This window comes from Tsuneonella flava (assembly GCF_002870965.1).
Taxonomy (GTDB): domain Bacteria; phylum Pseudomonadota; class Alphaproteobacteria; order Sphingomonadales; family Sphingomonadaceae; genus Tsuneonella; species Tsuneonella flava.
Window position 1 is genome coordinate 227,036 of record NZ_PHSO01000001.1, and the last position, 18,953, is coordinate 245,988.

At 60.2% G+C, this 18,953-nt stretch carries 16 protein-coding genes; 2 read left to right on the plus strand and 14 right to left on the minus strand.

Annotated elements, in window-relative coordinates; all coding sequences use genetic code 11:
* The first annotated feature begins 193 nt into the window (after positions 1 to 193).
* Positions 194 to 2,359: a TonB-dependent receptor gene (locus tag CV013_RS01075; protein WP_102153415.1), complete on the plus strand. Its 2,166-nt coding sequence runs from the start codon at positions 194 to 196 to the stop codon at positions 2,357 to 2,359.
* Between the two features lie 9 nt (positions 2,360 to 2,368).
* On the opposite strand, the gene CV013_RS01080 is transcribed toward CV013_RS01075, so the two are convergent.
* Positions 2,369 to 3,148 carry a tyrosine-protein phosphatase gene (locus CV013_RS01080; protein WP_102153416.1) on the minus strand — a complete coding sequence of 260 codons (780 nt, stop codon included), beginning with the start codon at positions 3,146 to 3,148 and terminating at the stop codon, positions 2,369 to 2,371.
* A 343-nt stretch (positions 3,149 to 3,491) separates the two neighbouring features.
* Here CV013_RS01080 and CV013_RS01085 point away from each other — a divergent pair, with 343 nt between their 5' ends.
* Positions 3,492 to 4,643, plus strand: coding sequence for a phosphotransferase (locus tag CV013_RS01085; protein WP_102153417.1), 1,152 nt, complete (start codon positions 3,492 to 3,494; stop codon positions 4,641 to 4,643).
* Between the two features lie 18 nt (positions 4,644 to 4,661).
* Here the strand turns inward: CV013_RS01085 and CV013_RS01090 are convergent, their stop codons facing one another.
* The 13 genes from CV013_RS01090 to CV013_RS01145 form a co-directional block, all read right to left on the minus strand.
* Entirely contained in the window at positions 4,662 to 5,468 is an 807-nt protein-coding gene (locus tag CV013_RS01090) for an enoyl-CoA hydratase/isomerase family protein (RefSeq protein ID WP_102153418.1), read from the minus strand.
* Between the two features lie 40 nt (positions 5,469 to 5,508).
* Complete coding sequence (locus CV013_RS01095) at positions 5,509 to 6,936, minus strand: aldehyde dehydrogenase family protein (protein WP_102153419.1); 1,428 nt, start codon at positions 6,934 to 6,936, stop codon at positions 5,509 to 5,511.
* A gap of 133 nt (positions 6,937 to 7,069) precedes the next feature.
* Positions 7,070 to 7,246 carry a hypothetical protein gene (locus CV013_RS15470; protein WP_157935716.1) on the minus strand — a complete coding sequence of 59 codons (177 nt, stop codon included), beginning with the start codon at positions 7,244 to 7,246 and terminating at the stop codon, positions 7,070 to 7,072.
* Positions 7,247 to 7,249: 3 nt separating this feature from the next.
* Positions 7,250 to 8,998 (minus strand): N-acyl-D-amino-acid deacylase family protein, encoded by a 1,749-nt coding sequence (locus CV013_RS01100; protein WP_102153420.1) that lies wholly within the window; start codon positions 8,996 to 8,998, stop codon positions 7,250 to 7,252.
* A 54-nt stretch (positions 8,999 to 9,052) separates the two neighbouring features.
* Positions 9,053 to 10,045, minus strand: coding sequence for a DUF7064 domain-containing protein (locus CV013_RS01105; RefSeq protein ID WP_102153421.1), 993 nt, complete (start codon positions 10,043 to 10,045; stop codon positions 9,053 to 9,055).
* Between the two features lie 13 nt (positions 10,046 to 10,058).
* Positions 10,059 to 11,171, minus strand: coding sequence for a phosphotransferase family protein (locus CV013_RS01110; RefSeq protein ID WP_157935717.1), 1,113 nt, complete (start codon positions 11,169 to 11,171; stop codon positions 10,059 to 10,061).
* Between the two features lie 493 nt (positions 11,172 to 11,664).
* A complete protein-coding gene (locus CV013_RS01115; RefSeq protein ID WP_102153423.1) occupies positions 11,665 to 12,822 on the minus strand; it encodes an acyl-CoA dehydrogenase family protein in 1,158 nt (385 codons plus the stop codon).
* A 95-nt stretch (positions 12,823 to 12,917) separates the two neighbouring features.
* Positions 12,918 to 13,940 (minus strand): phosphotransferase family protein, encoded by a 1,023-nt coding sequence (locus CV013_RS01120; protein WP_102153424.1) that lies wholly within the window; start codon positions 13,938 to 13,940, stop codon positions 12,918 to 12,920.
* 20 nt (positions 13,941 to 13,960) lie between these two features.
* Positions 13,961 to 14,770, minus strand: a complete 810-nt coding sequence (locus CV013_RS01125) for an SDR family oxidoreductase (RefSeq protein ID WP_102153425.1) — start codon at positions 14,768 to 14,770, stop codon at positions 13,961 to 13,963.
* 13 nt (positions 14,771 to 14,783) lie between these two features.
* Entirely contained in the window at positions 14,784 to 15,662 is an 879-nt protein-coding gene (locus CV013_RS01130; protein WP_102153426.1) for a crotonase/enoyl-CoA hydratase family protein, read from the minus strand.
* A gap of 33 nt (positions 15,663 to 15,695) precedes the next feature.
* A complete protein-coding gene (locus CV013_RS01135) occupies positions 15,696 to 16,811 on the minus strand; it encodes an acyl-CoA dehydrogenase family protein (protein ID WP_321196987.1) in 1,116 nt (371 codons plus the stop codon).
* A gap of 53 nt (positions 16,812 to 16,864) precedes the next feature.
* The gene (locus CV013_RS01140) at positions 16,865 to 17,650 is read right to left on the minus strand and encodes an SDR family NAD(P)-dependent oxidoreductase (RefSeq protein WP_102153428.1); all 786 of its coding nucleotides are present in this window, start codon (positions 17,648 to 17,650) and stop codon (positions 16,865 to 16,867) included.
* Between the two features lie 26 nt (positions 17,651 to 17,676).
* A complete protein-coding gene (locus CV013_RS01145) occupies positions 17,677 to 18,936 on the minus strand; it encodes an acetyl-CoA C-acetyltransferase (RefSeq protein WP_102153429.1) in 1,260 nt (419 codons plus the stop codon).
* Positions 18,937 to 18,953: the final 17 nt, after the last annotated feature.

Sequence of the window (18,953 nt, forward strand, 5' to 3'; positions counted from 1 at the left end):
AACTTTGGAGTTATCGCACCTCTTCACCATAACTTTCAAAGTGTAATCTCACGTTAGTATTTTGTCACAGCGAGTGATTGTGAACAGCATCGACAAGCGCACAGAGTGCTGACGCGGGGACGAACTACGCTGAGAGAATCGGTGAGCCTCGCCGGGCCGTAACCGGCCTGCAAACGGAGGGGGAGAAACTGACATGGCTCGACGGGTGAGTCTTGGCGTATCAACAGTTATCATCGGCTATTTGTGCTGTGGTTCCACAGCACAAGCCCAGGAAAAAAATCCGGAAGCGCAGACCGCCGATTCCGAGATCGTTGTCACTGCTCTGAAGCGATCGGAATCAGCGCAGCGCATTCCGGCGTCCATCTCAGCAGTGTCGGGCGAGGCCCTGGAACAACAGGGTATCCTCGATGTACGCGACATCGCAAAGATCATCCCCAACCTAAATTGGGGCGAGCATCTCGGTACGACACTGATAACGATCCGCGGCGTCGGTTCCAATGTCGAAAGCGGAGTGACGGAACCTACTGTCGCGATGTACGTCGATGGAACCTTTCTGCCTCGTTCGACCATGGCGACCTTGCGTGCCATAGATCTCGATCGGGTCGAAGTCCTCCGTGGCCCCCAAGGAACACTCTATGGACGCAACGCAACCGGCGGGGCTATCAACTTCATATCGGCCAAACCCACTCGCACACTGTCGGGGCGAGTGGAACTGTCTGCGGGTGGGCGCAACGAACGCGGGATCAGCGGTTTCGTATCGGGCCCGATCACGGACGGGGTTTATTTTCGCCTGAGCGGCGGGAGGGAAAAGCAGGACGGATTCATCAAAGTTCTCAACACCGGACAGACCATCGGCGGGGTCGACGCGACTTATTTCCGTGCTGCAGCAAGACTGGAACCGCTCCCCAACCTGACCATCGATTTATCCTACCGCTTTGACCGAAACACAGCGCCCGTCGCGATCCAGCAACTTATTGATCCCTCGCCGCTCGCGCCCCCGAGTGGCCAGACCACAGAGCCCAACAGGATCGTCGCCGATGGCCCTTTCCGGGGCTACTCGCGCACTTCCATCGCTTCGGGCACAATCAACTGGGAGGCGTCAGATCATCTGACTATACGCTCTATCACGAGCCACGTTTCGCACCTCAGCGATCTCGATCTGGATGGCGACGCCACCTCCACGCCGTTCTACGACGTCATCAATTTCAACCGTCCATCCAAATCGTTCTCGCAGGAGCTCAGCCTTGTCGGTGAAAGCGGCCGCCTGAGTTTCATCCTCGGCGGGTTCTACTTTCACGAGGATGCACAGGCTACCCTGCCGCTCGTTTTCGGCGCTGTTGGCGGACCGGCGTCAAGCCTTCCCGCCGGAGCAGTGCTGAGTCAGGGTGTCGTTTCAGAGACCAGCAATCTGGCGGCCTTTGTAGACGCCACCTATAAAATCACCGACGCGTTTCGGCTAAACCTGGGGCTTCGATACAACCACGAGAACAACGACTACACACAGCGCCTCAGCATCGATCCGGTCCTGCCGTTGACCTCGGTGGACCTGCATACGAGCACCAACAAGCTCCTCCCGAAAGTGGCCTTGCAGTTCGACCTCGCACCCGATGTAAGTTCGTATTTGCAGTGGTCGCGCGGCTTCAAGTCGGGCGGTGCAAACTGGCCGGGATCGGGTGGAGAGCTGTTCGGCCCGACATTGGGGCTGTACCAGCCAGAGCAACTCGATGCTTACGAGCTTGGCTTCAAGTCCAGGCTTCTCGGCCGCAGGCTGACGGCCAATTTCGCTGCTTTCTATTACGACTATCAGGGTCTGCAGATCACGCAGGTCGTCCCGCCCAACACCACGCTGATCTCCAATGCTAACGCGCGTATCTATGGCCTCGAAGCAGACCTGCAATTCCAGGTAACCGACGCTTTCCGCCTGCAGCTTGCGCCTACTTTCATGCACGCACGGTATAAGGACTTCGTCTCAATCGACCCCGTGTACAACTACACAGCCAATCTGGACGGATCGCCTCTGACCCGGGCGCCGGATTTCACCCTGAATGGAAGCGCCACATATCGCGTGGAACTTGGCGGAGAGCTGCTGTCCGCGCTGATCCTGAACGGCAGCGTCTACCATTCAAGTCGCACCGTGCTGCGCTACTACAACAATCCGGGCGAGAGCCAGGCCCCTTATACGACCGCAAACCTGTCTGCCACGCTCGAAGACGCCTCAGGCAAGACGCGTCTATCGCTGTTCGTGCACAATCTCTTCGACGAGACCTATCTGCAGAACATCATCAACTTCGGTCTTGGGCGGTTCGGCAACTACGCTCCCCCGCGCACTTGGGGTGTCCGACTGGTGCGTGACTTCTGATGGCGGAGATCACACGCTGGACGAAGACGATGCCAGGCGGCTTCCCATGCGGTTTCGCAAGGCGCCAATCTCGGACTGGCCGATCCCCGCCTCTGCGAAATAGTCCGCTACAGACCCGCTGCGAGCACTCACCGCATCGAACATGGCGACGATATAATCTGGAGAGACGGTCAACATCGCCGTGACCTCGGCCAAGGTCACGGTTTCGCCGGTCATTTTCTCCAACTGTTCACGCATGCTCTCGGTGAATTCCGGCGTCACGATACGAGTGGACTTGAGATAATCCTCGACTATCAAACTGCGGTCCACGCCCAGCAGGCTCAGGATCAAGGCAACCAGGATGCCCGTTCGGTCCTTCCCGGCCGTGCAGTGGACAAGAACCGGGCCTTCGCTTGCTGCGATGGCGCCGACCGCTTCAGCGAACAAAGGTCGATAGAGCGGGTCAAATGGAATCTCGCGGTAGAAGGACAGATTGACCGCGTCGATCCCGTGCGCCTCTGCGCGAGCGGCCATGAACATTTCAAGATGGGGTGCATCGCGGGAAGAGCCGCCGCCAACGTTCAACAATCGATAACGGGTCTCGTTCGGCCAGGGCGATGGATCGCGTCTGCATTCGTCAGGGTAACGTAAGTCAATGACATGCGACCAGGGTCGGGCCAGAAGATCACGTTTCGCCTCGTCATGAAGGCGGGCGAGATGCCCGCAGCGGAATAGTTGTCCGGCTGCGATTGCGGGATGTGAAGGATCGAGGCTCTCCCCTACATCCCTGAAATTACGTAATCCGTGCATTGCCAGATCCTTCCATCATTGTCCGTCCCGGTGAGGCAAAGCCCTGCCATCGGTAGTGCACTGCCCATGCAGGCACACCGGGCACGGGGCAATGACCCAATCGCGGGGCGATCGTGAGATATCAGCTCCGGCCATCGCCATCTCGACCTTGACGCCGGTTCGCACCGGCCTCCTGACGGAGCCCCGGCGTCGAATATCCTCGGCATTTCGCGATTTTTTGACCACTCGCTTGCCAATTGTAAAGCGAATAATGTAGTCGATTAATTAACTAGAGAATCGACGGGCCTACAGCACGCTTACACGACCGCTAAGCTACGTCGGAGTGGATGTTAAGGGGACCGGGATGAGCCTGAAAGAGCAAATTGTCGCACTGTACGAACGCGATCGGCGAGACCATCCCAAGGCGCTGACCGTCAGCGACATACCGATCGACTATGAAGCGATCACGACAAAGTGGCTGACCGCGATCTTATGCGAGGACGTACCCGGCGCAGCGGTGGAGAGCTTTACGCTTGGGGCGCCGGATGACGGAACGGCAAACCGAAGGCGCATACACCTCACCTATAGTGCCGCCGGCCGCCAGGCCGGACTGCCGGCATCGGTGTTTTGCAAGGCGTCGCATGATCTGCAGCATCGCCTGACGCTCGGCATCACAGGCGGGGCGCATTCAGAGGTGAAGTTCTATCACAATGTCCGGCCCGCCCTCGCCATCGATATCCCACAGGCTCATCATGCTGCCTATGATCCGCAGTCCTTTTGCTCGATCATCGTGCTGGAAGACATTGGCGATCGGGTGACCTTCTGCGGCCACAATGAGCCAATCGATCTGGATCGGGCGCGCGGGCAGATTGCGCTGCTCGCCGGGTTGCACAGTCGCTTCCACGGCCGCGCGGATTTAACGGCTCGGCTGGAACTCAACACCTGGCCGGACTTCTTCGCCAACGCTGTGAGTCTGGGGCAGGAGCATAGCACCAACCAGGGTTTTCAGGCCGCAGAACAGCAGATACCGGCGCGGCTGTTCGCGCGATACGACGATATCTGGCCCGCTACGGTAGCAAGCGTCGAATGCCACAAGAGCCTGCCCGGCACAGTGCTGCATGGCGATTGCCACCTGAAGCAATGGTATGTCGCTCATGATGGCCGGATGGGTCTGACCGACTGGCAATGTGCATCGATCGGCAACTGGTCGCGCGACCTCTCCTACGCTCTGGCAAGTTCGCTCACGATAGAGCATCGCCGCCTGTGGGAGCGGGATCTGCTGGCGGAATATCTGGAGCTGATCGCCGAACAAGGTGTCGCCGTTCCTGCATTCGAGGATGCTTTCGAGCTCTATCGCATGAACATGATGTCGGCACTCAACTGGTGGACGGGCACTCTCACCCCTGCCCCCGATATGCCCGAAATGCAGCCCACCGAATCCAGCCTCGTATTCATCGAGCGGCTTGCACATGCGGCCGATGATCTCGATGCGGTGGATGCCTGCCTGCGATATTAAGCAAGCGCAAACGGCAGTTCAGCTTTCGGGTACCGTTTCCAACATCGTGCCAGACTGCAACAGCGCATCGATGCCGGCCAGCGCGATGTCGCTGTCGCGCACCTGGCGTGCGAAGGCCAGCCTCTCGGCTGCCACCGCTTCGCTCAACGTGTCGCCAATCGTGTCGGCAATCAGCGACTTGATGGCTCTGATCGCCTGCGGATCGCGACTGGCGAGCCGTTCGCCCAGTGCGAGCGCGAAAGCGACGGCATCATCCGCAATATCGCCCACGATACCAAGGCAGTAGGCGCGCTCTGCATCGAAAGTACGGCCGCGCAGGATGATATCCGTTGCTGCCGACAGACCTATCAACCGGGTCAGCCGGGCAACTCCGCCACCGCCGGGGAGAATGTCGATACGCGCCTCCGGCAGACCGATATGCTGTACGTCGCGCTGAACGATACGCACGTCGCACGCCAACGCCAGTTCGAACCCTCCACCCATGCAGATGCCGTTGATCGCGGCGATAACCGGCACCGGCGCCTGCGCGATACAATCGATGAGGACCGCAAAGTCCCCCGACTGGAAAGCAACCTCGTCGATCAGCCCTTCGCGGATCGCCTTCGCGGCGCGCTGGATCGATCGCAGGTCGTAATGGCGAATGAAGACCCCGGGATCGCTGCCGCAAATGACGATGGCGCGCGTTTCACTGTCTGCCAACGTATCGCGAAAGGCCGACAGCAGCTTTGTGGCGCCACGCGCGCTCAAAATGCCGTGAGGCGGATTGCCGAAGCGGATCAGCCTGACCGCGCCGAGCTTTTCGACTGGCGGCAAGACCTCACTCATCGCCAGCCCCTCACAATCCCGCGATCACAGGTCGCCGAACTCACGCGGCCTTCGGCACGAAGATCGTCTTGGCTTGCGTGAACTCCAGCAGGCCCACTTGCCCGTTCTCCACCCCAAGGCCAGACTGTTTGGCACCGGAGAAGGGAATGTGCGGGGCGGACTGAAGGTTCTGGTTGATCCAGACAGTGCCGGTTTCCATCCGCGCGGCAATCGCCTTCGCCTGCGCGATGTCTTTCGACCAGACCGCCCCGGCAAGACCATACTCGCTGTCATTGGCGCGGCTCATCAGTTCGTCGATGTCGCTGAAGCGCAGCAGTGGCAAAACCGGACCAAAGGCTTCCTCGGTCACAACCGCTGCCGTATCGGGTGGATTGTCGACCAGAGTGATCGGCACGAAGTAGCCTTCGCCTTCCGGCACGTCGCTGCCGCGCAACAATGTCAGGCCATCGGCCTCGGCCTGCTCGATCAGCCCCATGACCCGCTTATATTGCGGCGCATTCTGCACAGGACCGAAAACCACTCCCTCCTCCGTGCCGTCGCCGACTTTCATCATCTGGGCGATAGCGTGCAGGCGGTCGCGCAAGGCGTCGTAGATGTCCTCGTGGATGTAGAGGCGCTTGGTCGCGATGCAGACCTGAGCGCTGTTGTAAAATGCCCCCATGAATATCTGCTCGGCAACGACATCGAGATCGACATCGGGCATGATGATCGCCGCGTCATTGCCACCCAGTTCCAGCGTCACACGCTTCAGATCCTTCGCAGCGGACTCCATCACCCGCTTGCCTGTAGCGGTCGATCCGGTGAAACTGATCTTCGCAAAGCCGGGATGCGCCGTCATCAACGGACCCAGCGCATCGCCGCCGCTCAGCACGTTGAACACGCCGTCCGGCAGAATGCCACGCGAAAGCTCGCCTAGCTTCAGGGCACACAGCGGCGTGAAGGGCGAGGGTTTGAGCACCATCGTGTTACCCGCGAGCAGTGCAGGCGCAATTTTCCAGATCGCCAGCAGGAACGGGAAGTTCCAGGGGACGATCGCGCAGACCACGCCCAAAGGCACATGATGAACCTCGACCGTGCGAGCCTCGCTATCTTCGACGATCTCGACCGGGATATCCTGTGCAGCAGCGGCGCGAAGCCACTGTATGCCCAGAGCGATCTCGGCCGCAGCGAAGCTCAAGGGACGCCCCTGTTCACGTGTGAACAACGCGGTAAACGCCTCGCTGTTCGCTTCTATCGCATCGGCGAGTTGCAGGAGAGCGGCGCGGCGTTGCTCTATGCCCAGCGCCCGCCAGCCGGGCAGAGCGAGGGTCGCCGCATCGACGGCGCTGTCGAGCTGCCCTGCGCCGGCATCGGGTGCCGATGCAAAAGCCTTGCCGGTCGCCGGGTTGATCACGTCCAGATGATCGTTGCTACCGCAAGCGCTGCCACCGATCGTGCCTTCGTACCCGGTGGTGAAATCAATGCTCATTGTGCTCACTCCATCGACCGCCTGCGGGGGTCATAATTGCGGTTGCTATCGACTATTCGAGACCGGAAAGGTCGCCCAGGGATGTAAAGTGCACTATCCGCGTGCCGCATTCGGGGATGCCCGACATCTACTTTCACCTCGCCGTCAGAATGCTGGCATTCAGCGGCTTGCGTTCGTCCGGCACCCCTTCGGTCCCGTGTGCAGCACGGGAGCAGATCGCCAGATCTGCCCCCGCTTCTGCATCGGGCCGCGCAAAACCACCGCCGATGCCCTTGCTGACACCTGTGATGATCGGACGCTTGCCCACCACGGCCTATTCGGCTGCCTCAGCTGCGAGCATCATCTGATCGACCAATGCGCCCATGTCGGGCAGGATCTTGCCCGGCCGCGCGTCATTGGGCACGCCGTCGACGAAGGTGATTTCACCGTTCACGATGATCATGTGATAGCCGCTCGTCACGAAGTAGCGGCGCCAATCGCCCTGCGGCTGGTCGAACCGCATCTCGTAGCTCTCGCCGCTGGCGTCGATATCGTCGATCGCATAGATCAGCAGGTCGGCAGCCATCCCTTCCAGCACCGCGCCGCGATCGCGAAGACCCATTACGCGGGCGGGCTGGTACGAGAAGTGATAGTGCAGTTCCTCCAGCGACATGAAGCCACCGTCGCGACCCAGGGTGCAGAGCAGTTCGGTCGCCCAATGGCCCCCGCAATAGAACTTCGAGTGAGCACCGCCGTCGGAACTGCCCGCCAGCACGAACGGACTGCTCATGATATCGGCCGCTTCGCAAACATCGGCGCCGGAATTGACTGTGGTCTGGAAATTGGCCCATCCATTGGTCGCAATCGACGTGTCGAACAGCACGTCCAGCGCATGGACACCGCGTTCTTCCGCAATGTCACCCAGACGCCGGCCGACCAGCGGTTCCAGCTCGGGCACATCGCCGCTGGCCGTCAGGACAATATCCTCGATCGCGCCGCTTCCGGTCATCAGCTGCGTGGGATCGTACTTGGCACGCATGGTAGCGCGATGGTTCTCGTCTGCGATCAGCGCCAGCTTCTCTTCGACAGTCGGCAGCTTGGAGATTGCGCGCCATTCGGGAATGCCGTCGTTGAGATTGAGGTCAATCAGATTGAACTCGTTCCACGAACGCTGGACGAAGGACTGAACGAAGATCTGGCGCCCCTGCTTCCACTGTTCGTCGACCCAATCGAGCAGTGGGCGATAGCATTCCTTCATCACTGCCGTCGAAAGGGCGACGTTCAGGATTACCGGCCGTTGCGTCGCGTCGAAGAAATCCGCCGCGAGCTGCTTCATGTCGCACAGGCCCGGAACGTAAGACAGGACCTGGATCGTGCCACGCCCGATTTCGCCGAGCGTGCGGCACAGTTCGATGGCGTCTTGCTGATCCATCGTGTCCGTCGGCATCGGCGTACCGTCGTAATCCGTGTGGCCGTTCTTGTCCTGCAGATGCGACAGACCGATACCTGCGGCGCCAGCATCCATCGCTTCGCGGATCAATTGCTTCATCTGCGAAAGTTCATCCGGAGTGGCCGACCGGCTCTTGGCCGCATCGATGCCCATGACATAGACCATCAGCGGGTTGAGCGGGATATACATCATGAAGTTGACGCCCTTGGGGAGCGAACGGAGATGCTCCAGCCATTCGGGGAAGCTCTCCCACGTCCAGGGCAATTCGGCCTTCATCTGTTCGTAGGGAACCTGCTCGGTATTCTCCATCATCAGCATCGCGCGTTCGCGATCCTGAGGGCGGCAGGGCGCAAACCCGAAGCCGCAATTGCCCGCCACCACAGTCGTCACACCGTTTTCGCCCGAGTTCGAGCAATAGGGGTCCCAATGGATCTGCGCGTCATAATGGGTGTGGCAGTCGACATGGCCGGGGGCGACAACCTTCCCGGTGGCATCGATGACCTTTTGCGCTTCCGACGGCTCGATCCGGCCGATTTTCTCGATCACACCGTTACGGATGCCAATGTCCGCCTGATAGCGGGGGAAGGTGGTACCGTCGATGATGGTGCCTGATTTGATAAGCAAGTCAAACATGGTTCTCTCTCCTCGACTTCGCGTTCTTGCGAGCGACAATTGTAATACGCGGGGTTAAATGGCGTAGCTGGCCGAAGGCGACAGCCCGAGGTCAACGGCCACGATGTCGGTGTCCGACTGGTCGGGCATGTGCGTTCCGCGAGCCGGATTGTTGTTGTGAATGGAATCGCAGAAACCGGTCTTCCCAGCGTAATCGACTTCGGAAATCGTATCGACGAGGAAGCCATTGTTGGCCGGAAACCTCGTCAGGTAGGCCTGAACCGGGCGATAGGGCAGCGTGAGTTTTTCACCCGACTGCAGAGTAATGACCGCCGTACCGCCCATCGACGTCAATCCATCTGCATCGATGGTGACGAGCACGCGCAGGTCGGCGATATCCTCATCCACGCCGTCACGCACGACGAACCCGGAGACGGTGCGGCCATTGGCGGTGTCGCACACGAAGGTGGCAAAGCTCAGTTCCGGGCCCACCGTGCCGGAAAACATCCGGAAGCGGCGGTAGTCGAAATGGGCAAAGTCGCGGAAGCCCCAGGATCTGTCACGATGCGCCAGCGCATCGATCGTATAGTCCCGGTCGCCAATCCGGATCTGCCCCTTGATACGGCCCGACACTTCGAGGTGCCCACCTGGGTTCATCGCTTCCATGAACTTGGCTTCGTGGCTCGATTTCGACCAGCCGCGCGGGGTGTGGAAGCTCTCGTAGAACTCGATATCCGCGCTGCTGCCGGGCTCGTCCCAGCGGAAGCGCATCCTGCCATCGCCCAGCGCATCGGCGCGATGGGATTCGACCTGATGGCCATCTTCCCAGCGATCCTTCGCGCCGATCGGGCGATCGCGCTCGAAAGCGTCGTTGACGGTGTAACGCTCTCCGTTCTTGTCGAACACGAACAGGGTGACCTGCCCGGTCCCGGCATTCGGCTTCTGGCCGATCCGCTGATAACCGCCGACGCCGGTATTGGCATCATAGAACCAGTAGCAATCGCTTTCCTGCCAGCCCAATTCCTCACCAGGCTGATGCGGCCGGTCCCAGGTTTCATCGTATGTCATGGTCAATCCTCGATCAGGCTTGCTGGCTGGAAGCAGAAGCGGCCTTCGCTTCCGCAAGATTTTCGGTGACGATCTTATCGACGATCGCCCACATCTCTTCGGGGTTAGGAAGCGCATTGGCCGCGAAAATCTGGCCGACCAGATAGCGGTAGGCCATGCAGAGCTTGAAATAGGCCCAGTGCTCTACTTTCTCGCCGCTTTCGGCTTCGTAGCGCGCGATATATTCCTCTTCCGTCGGCGTATCGTCGACGACGATGTCGGTCAGCTTCAGGATTTCGGTGGTCAGAACCATCATCACGATGTCAGTTTCGGCATAGCCGAGATGGGCAAGCTCCCAGTCGAGGACACCGGCCGGAACACCGTTGCGGAAGATGGTGTTGCAATGCTGGGCATCGCCGTGGATCAGAGTGGCTTCACGCACTGGCGGCTGGTTGGCCAGAAGCCAGTCATGCACCGACTTCACGCGCAGGAAACGCGGATCGTCCGGCTCCGTAATAAGCTGCGCCTCTTTGAGCCACCAGCTCAGCTCGCGCTCCAGCGGGGTCGCGCCTTCGCCGCGCTTGAGCAGATGAGGCACCCGGTCTGCGCCGATCGCTGCCTTACGCAACCGTCCGTGGAAGCCCGCCGGTTCGAGCATCATGCGATGGCGGTCTTCGTTCGAGAGCTTAGCGAACGGCCCGCGCGAATACATCGCCGAAGCGGGTATCTCGCCCACCACGCGCTCCATGACAAAACCCGGAGCGCCAATGCCCTCACCATCGGCATCCAGCCACATCACCGCCGGCACGGTAAGCCCTGCAGCATGGACCGCCTGCATCGTGAGAAACTCGTCTTCGAAGCTCTTCTGCTGCAGCAACGACACGCCAGGTGCATAGCGCAGCACCAGCGATTCACGTTGCGGGCCCTCTCCCCGGTCGATCACCGCGGTGAAGAAGGCAATGCCATTGCTCATGCCCGAACCGTCGGTCAGGGTATCGAAGTCTTCGATCGACACCGGACCGTGAACATCGGACTGAGCACTGATGAAAGCCGCCAACCGCTCCGGATCGATATGCGTAAAGCGTGCACGCGCTGTACGGATAGCATCATCCCATACGTTCGCGGGGGCCGGCGTAGTAAGTTCCATCGTCCAAACATCCTCCATAAAGGTCTGCTTACCGACTGGAAGAAAGACAGCGACACGTTGCCCGTCACTCGCAACCGCCACTTCTCCTCTCCAGCGGTGCAAGCTGCAACCGCACACGCCTGATCGGCGTTGTTATCGAGGAGAAATTACCCCCGCAGCACTCCGCCAACAATGACGATGCCTGACAAGAAATATACATGAGGAAGCATACTGCAGCAGTCGCACCCTCTGCTCGCAAGCGCCGGGGGCCACGGCAAGACCATATACCTTAGTTTTTGATATTACATATTTTATATCAATTTTTGGCCTTGAAAATGGCCCGTAATATGTCTGGCGAAGCGGAGGCAATGCCGTAACGCAATGGCATTTCAAGGCCCATCTGCGCTGCAAGCGGCGACTCGTCGGCTAATGCCCCAGGCAGACAAACAGTCAGGCAGCCAGGCTTGACCTGGATGCGACATCCGGCTTGCAGATTACCTCGACCTTTTCGGAGCTATCCCTTCAGATAGTCGCGCTTTATTTTCTTCGCGAGGCTCCATTTGTGCACTTCGGTCGGGCCATCGTAGATGCGAAATGCACGAATTTCCCTGAACAGCTGTTCGACAATGGTATCGCCGGTGACACCGTCGCCCCCCATAACCTGAACGCAATTATCGGCGATCTTCATCAGTGCTTCGCTCACCGACACCTTGGTCATCGAACTTTCGGCCGTTCCGAGCGAACCGCTGTCGAGCACTCCGGCGCACCAATCGATCATCAGTTCGCATTGCTGCAACAGAATCATATTCTCGGCCAGCATGAACCCGACGCCTTCATGGTCGATCAGCAGCTTGCCGAACGCCTCTCGCTGGCAGGCATAAGCGGTCGCAATCTCGTGCGCGCGACGGCAGCCGCCCAACCAGCGCATGCAGTGTGATAACCGGGCAGGACTGAGCCGGATTTGGGCATATTTGAAGCCTTCGCCACTCTGCCCCAGCATCTGATCGGCCGGTACGCGCAGATTGTCGATCCGCAACGCGGCATGGCCGCCTGGCATCGAACTGTCGATCGTGTCGAGTATAGTTTCGACAGTGATTGCAGGGGCCGGAAGGTCGACGAGGAACATGCATGCGCCATCGTCGGACTTTGCCATTACGATCCCCACCGCCGCCCCCTGATAGCCGGTGATGAAGCGCTTGCGGCCATTGATGATCCAGTGATTGCCGTCCAGGCGACACGTGGTCATCATCATCGACGGGTCCGAACCGGCCCCGCCTTCCGCCGCTGGCTCCGTCATCAGAAATGCCGAACGCGCGCCGCCCTGGATCAATGGCGTGAGGAAACGCGCCTTCTGCTCGTCGGTAGCCACATGGCCCAGCAGATACATATTGCCCTCGTCCGGGGCCATGGTGTTGACGGCCAGTGGCCCGAGCGGACTAAGCCCGGAAGCAATAAGCACGGTCGCTGTCTCGCGTTGGCTCAGGTGGCTCCCATCCGCCAATATGTGCGGCGTCAAAACGCCTGCGAGCTTCGCCTTTTCACGCATTTCCGCAACCAGCTCATCGGACGGCCCGTGGCCGCTTCGCGCGCGCGCATCCTTCTCGTATGGGATGACGACGGTCCGCACGAAAGCTTCCACGTCAGCGGCAATTGATGACGCCCGATCGGTCACAGATCTCTCCTTTGGTGCATGAATATCTTACGAATTTTAGAAGCAGTGGTGCAGTTCATAACACCCCCGCAGGCTTTATCGGGTTCCACCGTCTGTCAGCCTTGTTCTGCGGTGTGCCGTGCGATTGCGGCAAAATCATCCATGTGTCTTACCAGGTCAGCCGCCTCAGCGGACGAGGCAGTGCCGCGCAACATGCGCCCCTTTATGCCGTGGACAATCGCGGCGAACCGGAACAGGTTGAAAGCGATGTAGACATTCAGGTCAGCGATGTCGGCACGGTCAGTGCGGCGGCAATAGGCCGCGATATAGTCTTCTTCGCCAGGGATTCCGAGCGCGGGCAGATCGCGGCCAGCTAAGCCCCACCTGATGGAAGAGGGAACGCGATAAGCCATAAGATGATAGGTGAAGTCGACAATCGGATGACCCAGAGTTGAAAGTTCCCAGTCCAACACAGCGATCACGCGCGGTTCGGTGGGATGAAAAATCACATTGTCCACGCGATAATCTCCGTGGACGACACACGTCTCTTCAAGCTGCGGTGCATGATTGGGAAGCCACTCGACAAGGAAATCCATATCGGGCGAACGACCCGCCATTTCGTCCTCCTGATACTGGCGAGACCAACGCTCGATCTGGCGCTGCAAATAGCGCCCCGGACGTCCGAAATCCGCCAGCCCTGATGCAGTGGGCTCGAAACTATGCAGCTGCGCCAAGGTGGCGCCCATCGCATCGTAATACGCGCTACGCTCTTCGGCTGGAACAGCTGGGAGATCCCCGTCCCAGAAAATGCGACCTTCGACCATGTCCATGACATAGAACCACGATCCGATGACAGAATCGTCGGTGCAGAGTCCATATATGTGAGGGACGGGAAAGCCCTGCTGCGCCAGAGCCTTCATCACCCGCGCCTCGCGATCGACGGCATGGGCGCCTTTCAGCAATTCCCCTGCCGGCTTGCGCCGCATTACATATTGCCCGCTGGCAGCCGTCAGCTTGAAGGTCGGATTGGACTGTCCGCCGCTAAACTTCTCGACGTCCAGCGGACCGCGAAAACCAGTTACGTTCGCATCCATCCATCGTTCGAGCGCAGCGATGTCGAAACGGGTATTTGCGTCCATTACCACCAATTCATCTCTGTTTATGAACGTCTTTGAGGCACGGTCAGAGCATCGGCGGACGAGTCGCCCAGCAACAGCCCTCCATCGACTTCCAGAACGACCCCGGTGATGTAGCGGGCATTGTCGCTCGACAGGAACAGCGCGGCGTCGGCAATGTCCCGCTTCGCACCATAATCGCGCAACGGCAGGCGCCGCTTGATGGCGTTGGTCGCTTCATCGGTTGGCGCGAGCCGGGCCATGCCTTCGGTATCGCCGATCGGGCCGGGTGAAATGGCATTGACGCGAATGCCCGCAGGCCCCCACTCCATTGCCAGAGTTTCCGTGAGATTGTTGATCCCTGCCTTCGCAGCGCTGGCATGCGCCTGAAACATGATCGGTCGCTTGGCCTGTCCTGCGGTAATGGAAATAAGGCTGGCGCCCGGTTTACGCAGATGGTCGAACGAAGCGCGCATAACGTTGAACGTGCCCAGCAGATCAATCTCCACCACAGTGCGAAAGGCGTTTGCAGACAGCCCCACCGCCGGAGACAGGAAATTGCCTGCCGCCCCAGATATCACGACATCGATCGGACCCCACCGCTCCGATGTCTGTGCAAAGGCACGTGAAACGGCATCGAAGTCGCGAACGTCCGCTGCCAGGCCAATACAGTCCGCGCCAGTTGCCTTCACCTCCTCGGCCGCCGCTGCGACCCGCTCTTCGCTACGGCTTATCAGCGCGACATTGGCCCCCATTTCACCGAAGCGATGAGCGATGCCCAGATTGATCCCGGAAGATCCCCCGGCCACGAAAACTGTGCGACCCTTGAACGCACCGGCGCAAAACATGTCCATACTCAATCGTTCCTTACTTGTAGGCCGGCTCGTCCCACCAGGGGAAATAGTCCGGCATGTCGGTTGAAACTTTGTCGACAAAGCGCGCGGGCCGCTTCTCCAGAAAGGCACTGAGGCCTTCTGCAACATCCCGGCTCTGGCCGCGCGAGAGGATACCGCGGCTGTCGATTCTGTGCGCTTCCATAGGGTTGCTCATGCCCAGACCACGCCAGATCATCTGGCGCATCAACGCCACTGAAACGGGCGCAGTGTTGTCCGCGATCTCGCGAGCCAGCGCCCGCGCCGCGGTCAGGAGGTCGTCAGGCGCGTGGAGCGATCGAACGAGCCCCGCCGCCCTGGCCTCATTCGCGTCGAACACCCGGCCCGTTGTGCACCATTCGAGCGCCTGCGAGACACCTACGACACGCGGAAGGAACCAGGCCGAAGCTGCCTCACTGACGATGCCGCGCCGGGCGAAGACGAAGCCAATTCTGGCGCTGCCGCTCGCCAGACGAATGTCCATCGGCAAGGTCATTGTGGCCCCAATCCCCACAGCCGGACCATTGATCGCCGCAATGATCGGCTTAAGGCACCGGAATATCCGCAGCGCCACTCGCCCGCCGCTATCGCGCGCGGCATCGGAGCTGTAATTCAGCGAGCCATCGGCATTCACAAGATCGTCTTTCGGGACGAAAGTCTCCGGCCCGTCTGACAAGTCCGCGCCCGCACAAAAGGCTCGCCCGGCGCCGGTAAAGATAGCCACGCGCACATTGTCATCGGCATCGATGCGATTCAGCGCATCGATCAATTCCTCCATCATCCCATTCGTGAAGGCATTCAGCCTGTCCGGCCTGTCCAGCGTGACGGTGGCGATCCCTTCTTCGACGTCATAGCGAATAGTTTCATAGGTCATGCGCCACTCTTCCTGCTCTGAAGCGCCATTTCTTCAATCCTCCAGTGTGCGTGCGATCAGCAGCTTCATGACCTCGGTCGTGCCGCCGTAGATGCGCTTGACGCGCACATCCTTGTACATCTGGGCAATCGGATATTCGGACATGTAGCCATAGCCACCAAAGAACTGCTGGCAGCGATCAACAATGGCCTGCGCTCGTTCGGAAACCCAGTATTTCGCCATGCTGGCGGTCGCGGCGTCCAGTTCCCCCGCCAGATATTTCCCGATACAATCGTCGACGAAGAGGCGAGCGATGACAGCTTCGGTCTTGCATTCGGCGAGAGTGAATTGGGTGTTCTGGAAATCCAGCACCCGTTTGCCGAACGCCTTGCGCTCGCGCACGTAGGCGAGCGTGTCGTTCAGCGCCCGTTCGATGATCGCCAGGCATTCGATCGCGATGATGAGCCGCTCTTTCGGCAGCTCCTTCATCAGCTGATACATGCCCTGCCCCTCGACTCCGCCGAGCAGATTTTCGGCTGGCACGAAGACATCCTCGAAATAGAGTTCGGAGGTGTCGCCCATCTCCAGCCCGACCTTGTCGAGATTGCGGCCCCTCGCGAAGCCGGCTGCATCCTCGGTCTCGACCACCAGCAGCGAAATTCCCCGGCTGCCTTCCTGCGGGTTGGTCTTGGCCACCACGATGATCAGGTTGGCGCTCTGCCCGTTGGTGATGAAGGTCTTCTGGCCGTTGATGGCATAGCCATTGCCGCTGGCGCTGGCCGTCGTGCGAATACCCTGAAGATCGGAGCCTGCCCCTGGTTCGGTCATGGCGATGGCGGTGATATACTGGCCCGACACGATCCCCGGCAACCAGCGCTGCTGCTGTTCCGGAGTGCCGTAGTGCTGAATATAGTGGCCGCAGATGGCGTTATGCAGGGGGATGCCCCAGCCCTCTGCTCCGGCCAGACCGAGGTGCCGGATCAAGGTCGCTTCATGGCGCAGGTCGCCGCCCGCCCCGCCGAATTCCGGATCGATCGACAGGCCGAGCAGTCCCGCCTGCCCCACCTCGTCCCAGGCGCTGCGCTCAACGATCCCGTCGTCCCGCCAACGCTGCAACCGGGCGGGCGTAACCTTGTCGGCGAGAAAGCGCGACACGCTGTCATCGAACATCTGGATCTCGTCGTCGACCCAGCGAGATGGACTGTCGAATATCCCCGTCATGCTTAGCGGGGCGCCATCCGAATGCCACCGTCCAGACGGACATCCTCGCCATTGAAATAGCCGTTCTCGATCATCGAGAGCGCGAGCGCGGCATATTCGGAAGGATCGCCGAGACGCTTTGGGAACGGCACACTCGCCGACAATGAATCGATCACCTTTTGCCCCGCCCCCAGCATCAATGGTGTCATGAAGATGCCCGGCAGGATCGTGTTGACCCGAATGCCCTCGCCCATCAGGTCGCGCGCGACAGGCAAGGTGAGACTGGTGACGCCGCCCTTGGATGCGGAGTAGGCGGCCTGTCCGATCTGGCCGTCTTCAGCGGCCACGGATGCAGTCATGATGATCACGCCGCGATCATTGTCGCTCGTCAATGGGTCCAGCGTCAGCATACCAGCCGCCGACTTCGCAACACAGCGGAACGTGCCCACCAGGTTTATCTTGATCAGCCTGTCGAATTCCGCGACCGGGAAATGCCGGATCGAGCCGTCCTCCCGCGAGCGACTGGCGGTCTTGATCGCGCTGCCGGTGCCGGCACAGCAGACCATAATCCGCTCCTGCCCGTGCGCCTCGCGAGCTTTGGCGAAACCGGCCTCGACGCTGGCATCGTCAGTGACGTCGACCTTGCAGAAAATGCCCCCGATGGAGTGCGCGACCGCCTCGCCCTTCTCCTCGTTGAGGTCGAAGATCGCAACTTTGGCGCCTTTCGTAGCAAGCGCGCGCGCCGTTGCTTCACCCAGGCCCGATGCGCCGCCCGTAACAGCCGCGGCAATATCGTCGTTCAGTTCCATCGCAATGCCCCTCCCCGGAAAATCGTCTAGCCGTCGATCCGCTCAACGATGATAGCTGGCGCCATTCCTCCGGCAGCGCACATGGTGACGAGTCCATAACGCCCCCCCGTTCGCTCCAGCTCGTCGACCACCGTTCCGATCAGAATGGCTCCGGTTGCTCCAATCGGATGGCCAAGGGCAATCGAGCCGCCATTGACGTTCACTTTCGACCGATCGAGATTGAGGTCGCGAACGAATTTCTCGACCACCACCGCAAAGGCTTCGTTGATCTCCCACAGATCGATTTCGTCAATCGCGAGGCCTGCCTTCGCCAGAACCTTCTTCGCGGCGGGCACCGGCGCGTTGAGCATCAGCGTGGGATCGTCACCCATGTTGACCGCCGCCACGATCCGCGCCCGCGCCTTGAGCCCGTACTCTTTGGCATATGCGGGCGAGGCAATCAGGACCGCTGCCGCACCATCGACCACGCCGGAGCTGTTACCGGCATGATGGACATGCTCGATTTCCAGATCGGGATAACGGCGGTTGATCTGCTTGCGGAAGGTCGAACCCTTCTCGTCATAGGGATAATCCGCCAGCGCCACGAAGGCGGGCTTCAATTGCGCGAGCCCTTCCGCCGTAGTTTCCGGGCGGGGATATTCATCCTTCGCCAGCACGACATTGCCATCGTCGTCCTTCACCGGAACGAGTGACTTGTCGAAACGCCCTTCGGCAATCGCGACAGCCGCCTTACGCTGACTTTCAAGGCCAAGCGCGTCGAGCGCTTCGCGGCTGATCCCTTCCATCGACGCGATTGCATCGCCGCACACGCCCTGATGAGATTGCGGGTGCAGGACATCGAGATGGTCGTTCTGCGATCCCATCAGCGGTGCCCCCAGACCCGCAGCCACCTCATCTGCCGTGAGCGCATTGGCATAGCTCATCATTTCGGTGCCACCGGCGACGACCAGATCCTCCATGCCGCTCATCACCTGAGCCGCCGCCAGGCTGACGGCCGAAATGCCGCCGCCGCAGAAACGGTCGAGAGTGACGCCGCTGGCCGCGACATCGTAACCCGCGTCCAGTGCGGCCATCCGCCCCAGATCGCCGCCCTGCTTGCCCCTCTGCGAGGAGGTCGACCAGATAATGTCGCCTACGTCGGCAGTATCCAGATCGTTACGCTCGGCAATGGCTCGGAGGACAGTCGCGGCGAGATGCTGGGGGTGGAGATGGGCGAGAGAGCCCTTGCCCACCTTACCGATCCCTCGGGGCGTGCGAACTGCATCGATGATAAGCGCTTCGGTCATATGAATCCCACTCGGTT

Bases quoted from the DNA above. Each gene is read 5' to 3' on its own strand.
- CV013_RS01075 (WP_102153415.1), top strand. From the start codon at position 194: ATGGCTCGACGGGTGAGTCTTGGCGTATCAACAGTTATCATCGGCTAT.
- CV013_RS01080 (WP_102153416.1), bottom strand. From the start codon at position 3,148: ATGCACGGATTACGTAATTTCAGGGATGTAGGGGAGAGCCTCGATCCT.
- CV013_RS01085 (WP_102153417.1), top strand. From the start codon at position 3,492: ATGAGCCTGAAAGAGCAAATTGTCGCACTGTACGAACGCGATCGGCGA.
- CV013_RS01090 (WP_102153418.1), bottom strand. From the start codon at position 5,468: ATGAGTGAGGTCTTGCCGCCAGTCGAAAAGCTCGGCGCGGTCAGGCTG.
- CV013_RS01095 (WP_102153419.1), bottom strand. From the start codon at position 6,936: ATGAGCATTGATTTCACCACCGGGTACGAAGGCACGATCGGTGGCAGC.
- CV013_RS01100 (WP_102153420.1), bottom strand. From the start codon at position 8,998: ATGTTTGACTTGCTTATCAAATCAGGCACCATCATCGACGGTACCACC.
- CV013_RS01105 (WP_102153421.1), bottom strand. From the start codon at position 10,045: ATGACATACGATGAAACCTGGGACCGGCCGCATCAGCCTGGTGAGGAA.
- CV013_RS01110 (WP_157935717.1), bottom strand. From the start codon at position 11,171: ATGGAACTTACTACGCCGGCCCCCGCGAACGTATGGGATGATGCTATC.
- CV013_RS01120 (WP_102153424.1), bottom strand. From the start codon at position 13,940: ATGGACGCAAATACCCGTTTCGACATCGCTGCGCTCGAACGATGGATG.
- CV013_RS01125 (WP_102153425.1), bottom strand. From the start codon at position 14,770: ATGGACATGTTTTGCGCCGGTGCGTTCAAGGGTCGCACAGTTTTCGTG.
- CV013_RS01130 (WP_102153426.1), bottom strand. From the start codon at position 15,662: ATGACCTATGAAACTATTCGCTATGACGTCGAAGAAGGGATCGCCACC.
- CV013_RS01135 (WP_321196987.1), bottom strand. From the start codon at position 16,811: ATGTTCGATGACAGCGTGTCGCGCTTTCTCGCCGACAAGGTTACGCCC.
- CV013_RS01140 (WP_102153428.1), bottom strand. From the start codon at position 17,650: ATGGAACTGAACGACGATATTGCCGCGGCTGTTACGGGCGGCGCATCG.
- CV013_RS01145 (WP_102153429.1), bottom strand. From the start codon at position 18,936: ATGACCGAAGCGCTTATCATCGATGCAGTTCGCACGCCCCGAGGGATC.